At 57.6% G+C, this 1,174-nt stretch carries 1 protein-coding gene; it reads left to right on the top strand.

All coding sequences use genetic code 11. The features are described from left to right. Nucleotides 1-61 precede the first annotated feature (61 nt). Nucleotides 62-1,174 (top strand): IS3 family transposase gene (locus N8H22_RS20040; RefSeq protein WP_264592224.1). Its coding sequence is split into 2 segments (ribosomal slippage), with 1,114 coding nucleotides annotated over them: nt 62-314 and nt 314-1,174; the frame shifts between segments, so codons are not numbered across the junction. This gene is flagged as partial in the annotation.

Below are 1,174 nucleotides of genomic sequence, written 5' to 3'. Positions count from 1 at the left end.
ATGGACTACCCCCGCTCCGGTAGACATCCCCGGCCTATGCTTTGAGCATAGGAGGAAGTCTATGAGCACCCAACGATTTACCCCGGAATTCAAGGCCGAGGCCGTCAGGCAGGTAGTTGAGCGTGGATATTCAGTAGCAGAAATCGCCGCACGCCTCGGCGTCTCTACTCACAGCCTCTACAAGTGGGTAAAGGCTGTTACGCCCGACAAGTCGGAGAGGCAGGCCAGTGAGCTGTTGGAAGCTAAGAGTGAAATTCTGCGGCTACGGGCCCAGATGCGCCGCCTTGAAGAAGAGCGGGACATATTAAAAAAAGCCGCGCGGTACTTTGCCAGGGAGCCCGAGTGAAGTACCGCTTCATGAACGAGCATCGCCACCAGTACGCAATCACCACGATGTGTCGGGTGCTGCGGATTGCTCGTGCCGGGTTCTATCAATGGCTGCACAAGCCTGTCTCAGATCGTGAGCAGGAAAACAGCCGATTGCTGAAACTAATTCGCGACTCCTACGCGGCCAGTCGTGGTGTTTACGGCGCACTCCGGGTCTTTGGCGACCTACGAGAGGCCGGTGAAACGTGCGGCAAGCACCGCGTCGCTCGCCTGATGCGCGCCCATAAGATCAAGGCCTTACGGGGTTACAAAGCGCCACGCCCGATCGCGGGGAGGCCCTCGATCATCGCGCCCAACCATCTCAACCGCGAGTTCAGCGTCGACGCCCCTAACAAAGTCTGGGTAACGGACATTACCTACATCCGGACTTGGCAGGGCTGGCTTTACTTGGCCGTGGTGGTGGATCTGTATGCACGCAAGGTCGTTGGCTGGTCAATGAAACCGACCCTGGCCCGAGAGCTGGCTCTGGATGCATTGCTCATGGCCCTTTGGCGGCGTAAACCCAGGGAGCGTGTGATCGTTCACTCCGATCAAGGCAGCCAATACGGCAGCGATGACTGGAAACGCTTCTGTGCGGCCAACAACCTGGAGCCCAGCATGAGCCGGCGTGGTAACTGCTGGGATAATGCGGTGGCCGAGTCTTTTTTCAGCAGCTTGAAGAAAGAGCGTATTCGCAAACGCATCTATAAAACCCGCGACCTAGCCAGGGCTGATGTGTTCGACTACATCGAGGTGTTTTACAACCGAACCCGCCGCCATAGTCACTTAGGCGGTGTCAGTCCTGAGG

Origin of the sequence: Stutzerimonas sp. S1 (genome assembly GCF_025966695.1) — a bacterium.
Lineage (GTDB): Bacteria > Pseudomonadota > Gammaproteobacteria > Pseudomonadales > Pseudomonadaceae > Stutzerimonas.
The sequence above is the reverse complement of the archived record's forward strand: the minus strand, read 5'-3'. Positions and strand labels throughout refer to the sequence as shown.